The following is a 6517-nucleotide window of genomic DNA, read 5'->3' on the forward strand; positions in this document are numbered from 1 at the left end:
TCGCTGCCCGCACCGACCGTGGCGCACTCGCCGATCTCGATATTGCCAAGAATCTTGGCCCCGGCGCCGATCAACACGCCTTTTCGGACCTTGGGATGGCGGTCGCCGCTCTCTTTCCCGGTGCCGCCGAGGGTGACCGACTGCATGATGGAGACATTGTCCTCCACCACCGCCGTTTCGCCGATGACGATGCCCGTGGCGTGGTCAAACATGATGCCCCGACCGATACGGGCCGCCGGGTGAATGTCCACCGCGAACACCACGGAAATACGGTTCTGCAGAAACAGCGCCAGGGCTTCCCGGCCGTGCTGCCAGAGCCAGTGCGCGACCCGGTAAGCCTGGAGCGCATGAAACCCTTTGAAGTACAGGAACGGTGTGCTCGAGGAGTCGCAGGCGGAGTCCCGCTCGTTGATGGCCAGCAGGTCGGCCCGCACCGCCTCGCCAATACCCGGGTCGTCCGCCAGTGCCCGCTCAATGACCTCGCGCATCAGCATGGCCGGCATGGCCGGGCTGTCCAGCTTGTTGGCCAGGTGGAAGCTCAGGGCCGCTTCCAGGGTGTCGTGGTTGAGGATGGTGGTGTGCAGAAAGCTCGCCAGTACCGGTTCGGACTCCGCCTGGGCGCGGGTCTGACGGCGAATGTCTTCCCATACGGGGTCACTGCTGACGGGAGCGAGTTGGGCGGTCATGGGCCATCCTGTAGAGTGTCGGGTGCATTGCAGAGTATGGTTGAGCCATTATTGGGCTTGGGCGCCGAGATTTCCACCCCCGGTACGCTACACTGGCATAAATTCAGGCAGGAACAACGCAATGGTCAAATGGCAGGCTCATCACATTCTGTGGCTCTCGCTGGCGGCGGCGCTGGCAACCATGGGGCTGAAGGCCCTGGCGTGGCAACTGACCGGCTCGGTGGGTTACCTGTCAGACGCGCTGGAGTCTGTGGTCAACCTTCTGGGGGCCGGGTTTGCACTGACGATGTTTCAATACGCGCGTCGCCCGCCGGATGACGGTCACCCTTTTGGGCATGGCAAGGCCGAGTATTTCGCAGCGGCCTTCGAAGGGGGCATGATTTTCCTGGCCGCGCTGGCCATTCTGGTGGCGGCGGGCGAGCGACTTCTGAACCCAGAGACTCTACAGGCTCTTAATCTGGGTACGGGACTGTCGGTGGGAGCCGCGCTGATCAACCTTGTTGTGGCCCGCTTGCTGCTGCGCTACGGTCGTGCATTGCGCTCGCCAGCGCTTGAAGGTGACGGACGGCATTTGATGACCGACGTCTGGACGACTGTCGGGGTGGTGCTGGGCGTCGGGCTGGCCAAGTGGACTGGCTTGCTGTGGCTCGACCCCGTCGTGGCGATAGCTGTGGCGCTGCATATTCTTCATGAGGGCTGGCAGCTGCTGGCCAAGTCCGCCAACGGGTTGATGGATCGGGCCCTGAGCCCCAGAACCCTGACAAAGCTAGAGCAAGCACTGCAGGCCATGACCCCGGAGAGTTGTGGCTTTCATCGGCTGCGCACCCGGGCCTCCGGCGCCCAGCAGTTTGCCGAGGTGGACCTGCAGGTGCCCGGCGACTGGACCGTGCGTCGGGCCCACGACCTGGCCGATGCGGCGGAGCACCGACTGGCGGAGTTGGGGGTGGTGGCGACGGTTCACATTGAGCCGGTGGGCAGCCACGGTACCGATGCCCGGCGGCATTGAGGTGGGTTATTGGTCGGCGCTATCGGCGGATGCCCGCACCTCGTTGGCCAGCGTCTGCAGCGGCCGGGAGTGAAACTCTCGCCGATACAGAACCGCCACGGTCAGCGTTGCCGCCAGAATGAACAGCCAGGTATTGAACAGCCAGGGCAGCACCGAGAGCGAAAAATAATAGGCGCGCAGGCCGTAGTTGTAGCTGTGCCCCGCCTGATCAATGACTTTCGCACTGGTGGTGGCATAGCGGGCTCGCTCCTCCTCGGTGATGTCCGTGTCGTTCGCCAGTGGCGCGGCCCCCAGCAGAATGGAGCTGAAGCCGTATTGGCGCACGGCCCAGGTCAGGGTGAAAAACGCGTACACATAGATGGCCAGCAACAACAGAAGCTTGAACTGCAGTTGTCGGGAGGTCATGTCCCGGTTAAAAAACGGCAGGGCGGTAAGAGTGTCGTGAACCTGTTCGATGGACGCCAGAACCGTAATCAGACCAGCGATCACAAAGATCGAGGTTGAAGCCAGAAACGTGGTCTGTCGTTCCAGTCCTGCGATCAGCGCGGTATCGCCAATGCGGTTTTCACGCCGCAGCATCGAATGCATCCAGCGTTTGCGGTAGATCTGCAGTACGGAGGACAGGCTGTAGGACACCCGGGCCCGGTGTCGGGCGAAACTGGCGTAGCCAATCCACACGGCAAAAAACCAGGTGACGGCCAACAGGTTCAGCCAGTTATGTGCAGTCATTGTCAGAAGGGACCTCGTTATAGTGGCTCAATCATACGTCAAAGATAGCTCGAAAACAGCCAGAAAAACGCATCGCGCAGTCGCTGCCAGAGGGGGCGTTGATCCAGCTCGGCCAGGGTGATCCGCCGGCTTCGCGCGGTGGCCTCATCGAGGTGGGCGTGCAGTTGTCGGGTCAGGTCCGCATTAAACCACTCCACGCCCAGCTCGAAATTCAGGCGCAGGCTGCGGGCGTCGAGGTTGGCGGAACCGGTCATGGCGTAAGCATCGTCGACCAGAATCAGTTTGCTGTGGGCGAACGGCGCCGCTTTGTAAAAGACGTCCATATCCCAGAGCAACAGCTCCCAGAGCATGTTCCGGGTCGCCCAGTCGACAAAGCGCAGGTTGCTGCGCTCGGGCAGAATGACCTCCACTTTGACCCCCCGCAACACGGCGGCCTGCAATGCGGCCACCATTTCGTGGTTGGGAAGAAAGTAGGGCACCATGATCCGGATGCGCTCCCGGGCCGCCGTAAATACCCCGATCAGGGTCATCGACAGGTGATTGAGGTTGTCGTGGGGGCCGTCATCAATCAGGCGGCAGACGCTGCGGCCCGCCGTGGGACAGGGCAGCTCGGTGAGCGCGGGCTTTCGGCCGGTCACCAGATCCCAGTCGTGGCAGAACAGGTGGGTCAACTCGGCCACCAAAGGCCCGTTCACCCGGAAGTGGACATCCTCGGTGGGGTGGCGGTTGTGGGGGTTGGCCACCATATGCCGATCATCGATGTTGATGCCACCGAAAAAGCCGACCTGCTGATCCACAACCGCAATTTTGCGGTGATTGCGCAGGTTGATATCCAGCGACGGTGGCAGCAGCGAGGGCGGCGTGAACAGGGCCACGCTCACATCGGCCCGGCGCAGGGCGCGGATGGCAGTGCGCCACGAATAGCTGGTGCCGATCCCGTCCGCGAGCACATAGACGGCAACGCCCCGGTCCTTGGCCCGGATCAGGGCATCAATCACCGCTCGGGCCTCACCCCGGTGGCCGAAAAGGTAGGTGGACAGCAGAATCCAGTGACGGGCTTCTTCAATTGACCGAAGTAGCTCGGGGAAGAAGGCTTCACCGTTGATCAGAATGTTGGCCTGGTTGCCCGGCAGCAGGGGCTGTCCGGTTGCCCGGCTCCCCACCCGGGCCAGATCCGGGTTGGGTAAAGTGTCGATCAGCGGATCGGGGTTGAGCAGCAGGGGCGGGCTGGTGCGGTCGTAACCAAAGAACATGACCGGCAGGTGGTGGCCGGTGAATACCTGGGCTTTGGTGCGCAACCGGTTGATCCCGAAGAGGAAGTAGAGTAGCGGCCCGGCGACGGGGAAAAGCAGAATGACCCCGATCCAGCCCAGGGCCGCGCGGTGATCCCGTTTGTAAATCAGGGCGTGCACGGCGGCGATGGGCATCACGACCAGATGGAAAAGCGCAATTATCCAATAGAGCATAGGCGGTCCGTTGGGCGTCCGGGGGTATACTGTCCTGTGCCTATGCTACCGCATTGGCCGGAGAATAAAATGACACGCTTGGGTGCCACTGGCCTGCCCGGAACAACAGGAGGAAATTATTGATGTCCGCCCCCCTCTGGATCAGTCACCGTGGCCTGTGCGACCGGGCCACGGAAAACACGGCCAATGCCTTTCGGGCGGCGTTGGATGCCGGGTTTTCGCATCTGGAAACCGACCTGCGCAGCACCGCGGACGGGCACCTGGTGCTTGCCCACGATGAAGACCTGAGCCGGGTTGCCGGGCTTCCACTGAAAGTCACCGAAGCGACCCGCCACGAGCTTGAGCAGGTTCGCCTGAAGGGAGGGGAGCCACTGTTGTTTTTTGACCAGTGGCTGGAGGAATTCGGACAGCACCACTGGATTCTCGACATTAAACCCGAATACGGTGAGCGGACCCTGGCCCTGTTGTTGGCGCAGTGGCAGGGCGAAGGCCAGGCGCTGTTGAGCGGCCGCGCCCGGTTTCTGTTCTGGGACCCCCGTCAGCAACGACTGCTGCTGGATGAGCAGCCCGAGATCGAGTGCATGGTGCCCATGCCCGAGTGTCGACGCGCCGGACTGGCCTGCGCGGCGGGGCTACCGCCTCTGGCGGGTATTCAGCCCGGCGCCACTTACTCGCTACCGCCCAGGCTGGCTGGTGTGCGCCTGTTACGCCCGGCCATGGTGGAGCGCTATCGTCGCCGGCAAGGGCGGGTGCTGGCATTTCTTCCGGAGAGTGAGCGGGAGGTCGATTGGGCACTGGAGTCCGGGGTCGATGAGGTGCTGACCAACTATCGCCCCGGATGAGTGTCTGACCCGCCCAAAGCGGGACACTGGCCACTGCTTCTGTTAAGGTTCCGCCTCGGCGCGCTTACTGCGCCGGGTCATGAAAGGAGCAGACAATGAATAATTCACACAGGAATCTGAAGGATGATTTTGCCGAACTCACCCGGCATCTCCCTCGCCTTCCGGGAATCGGATTGGGCCTGCTGATTCCCCTCGCCCTCCTCATCCTCTGGGGCGGCTTTACCAGTTTTTACACTGTTCAGCCTGAGCAGCAGGCAGTGGTCAAGCGCTTTGGTGCAGTGGTGGCGATCACCGATCCGGGCCTGCACTTCAAACTTCCCTTTGGAATCGACAGAGTACAACGTGTCGCCTCGGCCCGGGTGCTCAAGCAGGAGTTCGGCTTTCGTACTGTCGGCCAGCGGGGCAATGAGGCCAGTCGTTATTCCAGTCAGGATTTTACCGGCGAGTCGGCGATGCTGACCGGTGATCTCAATGTGATCAACGTCGAGTGGGTGGTGCAGTATCGCATTCAGGATCCTATCAAGTATCTTTACCAGCAGCGCGAGCCCGACACCACGCTGCGGGACATTTCCGAATCCGTCATGCGTCGGGTGGTGGGTAACCGCCTCGGCTCGGAAGTGCTGACCGTTGGGCGGGTGGAAATCGCCCAACTGGCGCGTGAAGAAATTCAGCAGGTCATGGATCGCTATAACTCCGGCTTACACATCATTACCGTCGAGCTTCAAGACGTTGTGCCGCCCCAGGCAGTGCGCCCCGCATTTAACGAAGTGAACGAAGCCCGACAGGAGCGCGAGCGGATGATCAACGAAGCCACCAAGCGCGCCAACCAGCAGATTCCCCGCGCCGAAGGTGAAGCGCAGCGTCTGATCGCTGAGGCTGAAGGCTATGCCACCGAGCGGGTCAACCGAGCCTACGGGGAAACCGCCCGCTTCCGCGCCATGCTGGAGGAATACCAGAACGTGCCCGAAGTCACCCGCTCGCGTCTGTATCTGGAAGCCATGGGCGGCTTGTTGCCCAAGGTCGGCCAGGTATTGATGGTTCAGGACGATCAGGTCGGCCCCTTGCCCCTGATGAACATTCGCGATGCGCGCCAGGAGGCCAAATAATGAAAGGTGGAATTTTTGCAATCATTCTGGCGGCGGTTGCCGTTACCGTATTTTCGTCAGCCTACGTGGTGGATGAGGCCGAGCAGGCCATCATCGTTCAGTTTGGTGAGCCCCAGGGCGATGTGGTCAGCGAGCCCGGCCTGCACTGGAAGCTGCCCTTCATCCAGGAGGTGCGCCGGTTCGATCGGCGGCTGTTGATCTGGGACGGCGACGTCACCCAGATTCCGACCCTTGGACGGGAATTCATTCAGGTCGATACCACGGCCCGCTGGCGCATCACTGATCCGTTACAGTTCCTGCGTAGCGTGCGCGACGAGCGTGGCGGTCGAAACCGCCTGGATGATATTGTCGATTCGGTGGTGCGGGATATTGTCTCGGGTACCGAGCTCGAAGAGATTGTCCGCTCCGGTGACTGGAATGTGGACGTGGATGACCTCGACGAAGTCGAACAGGATCGGGACGATGTGGCCCTGACCAAGCGGCCGAAACTGGGGCGGGAAAAACTCGAGGCGGAAATTCTCAAAAGCGCCGCCAAGATGACCCCGAGTCTGGGGATAGAACTGATCGATGTGCGTATCAAGCGCCTGAACTACATCGATTCGGTGCGCCGCCAAGTGGAGAATCGCATGATTTCCGAGCGCCAGGCCATCGCCGAGCGTTTCCGTGCCGAGGGGCAGGGGCC

The 6517-nt window shown here is 61.8% G+C and carries 7 protein-coding genes; 4 read left to right on the forward strand and 3 right to left on the reverse strand.

Annotated features, from left to right (window positions below):
- Positions 1-686: serine O-acetyltransferase (gene cysE, locus B3520_RS15790; protein WP_286876416.1), on the reverse strand; the 686-nt coding region annotated here is incomplete at its 3' end.
- Between the two features lie 121 nt (positions 687-807).
- Between cysE and B3520_RS15795 the strand changes: the two genes are divergently transcribed.
- Positions 808-1692 carry a cation diffusion facilitator family transporter gene (locus B3520_RS15795; protein ID WP_286804808.1) on the forward strand — a complete coding sequence of 295 codons (885 nt, stop codon included), beginning with the start codon at positions 808-810 and terminating at the stop codon, positions 1690-1692.
- 6 nt (positions 1693-1698) lie between these two features.
- On the opposite strand, the gene B3520_RS15800 is transcribed toward B3520_RS15795, so the two are convergent.
- Together B3520_RS15800 and B3520_RS15805 are read right to left on the reverse strand one after the other, a co-directional pair.
- Positions 1699-2421, reverse strand: coding sequence for a DUF599 domain-containing protein (locus B3520_RS15800; protein WP_286804810.1), 723 nt, complete (start codon positions 2419-2421; stop codon positions 1699-1701).
- Positions 2422-2459: 38 nt separating this feature from the next.
- On the reverse strand, positions 2460-3887 hold the full coding sequence (locus tag B3520_RS15805; RefSeq protein WP_286876417.1) for a phospholipase D-like domain-containing protein: 1428 nt from the start codon (positions 3885-3887) through the stop codon (positions 2460-2462).
- A gap of 122 nt (positions 3888-4009) precedes the next feature.
- Here B3520_RS15805 and B3520_RS15810 point away from each other — a divergent pair, with 122 nt between their 5' ends.
- From B3520_RS15810 to hflC, 3 genes are all read left to right on the forward strand, one after another.
- Positions 4010-4729, forward strand: coding sequence for a glycerophosphodiester phosphodiesterase (locus B3520_RS15810; RefSeq protein ID WP_286804813.1), 720 nt, complete (start codon positions 4010-4012; stop codon positions 4727-4729).
- A 95-nt stretch (positions 4730-4824) separates the two neighbouring features.
- A complete protein-coding gene (gene hflK, locus B3520_RS15815; protein ID WP_123638154.1) occupies positions 4825-5835 on the forward strand; it encodes an FtsH protease activity modulator HflK in 1011 nt (336 codons plus the stop codon).
- Positions 5835-6517 (forward strand): protease modulator HflC (gene hflC / locus B3520_RS15820; protein ID WP_286876418.1); only part of this gene is annotated, 683 nt, incomplete at its 3' end. The genes hflK and hflC, both read left to right, overlap by 1 nt.

This window comes from Marinimicrobium sp. UBA4509 (assembly GCF_002388575.1).
GTDB classification, from domain to species: domain Bacteria; phylum Pseudomonadota; class Gammaproteobacteria; order Pseudomonadales; family Cellvibrionaceae; genus Marinimicrobium; species Marinimicrobium koreense.